The sequence below is a fragment of the Enterobacter sp. 342 genome (genome assembly GCF_036663495.1).
Lineage (GTDB): Bacteria > Pseudomonadota > Gammaproteobacteria > Enterobacterales > Enterobacteriaceae > Enterobacter.
In genome coordinates this window covers 1-471 of the sequence record NZ_JAWUEI010000137.1, presented here as the reverse complement: position 1 = coordinate 471, position 471 = coordinate 1, and the positions used below count along the sequence as shown (strand labels likewise).

General features: G+C 46.1%; 1 protein-coding gene. It reads right to left on the bottom strand.

From position 1 onward, the window contains the following. On the bottom strand, positions 1-293 hold a 293-nt coding region (locus V6E55_RS25635), incomplete at its 3' end, for an HNH endonuclease signature motif containing protein (protein ID WP_316944135.1). Positions 294-471 lie beyond the last annotated feature (178 nt).

Here is a 471-nt window from a genome sequence, read left to right as displayed (position 1 = left end):
TCAGCAAGTCGCAAGTTTGATATTTCATTGTTTCCTGGATTTCTATCAATGTGATCGATAGTCATGCCTTGCGGTATTTCGCCATTTGCAATAGACCAAACCACTCTATGAGCTCCATAGCTAATACCAGCAATTTTAACTTGGTAATAACCGTTTCCAACTTTGCTACCAGCTGGCATCCCACATTTTATTCTGTGGTTTGGGGCAACCATCCACCTCAATCCGGATGGAGACTTAGGGTCTAATTCGAAAATTCGACGAACCTCTTCCAGAGGGATGCTTATAGTTTTCATGCGTATTTACCTATAGAAACGAGCCTCGCTGCCCAGAAAACCGCCCACAGAGAGGCCGCCGCCTTTAGCGATTATCTCCGAGGTTCGTTTCTGTAGGGCTCTGTGTTGAATTTGCGCCGGGCATGGCGTGAGATTTACTTCAGGAAAATAAAAAGCCCCGCGTGATTGCGAGGCTTGA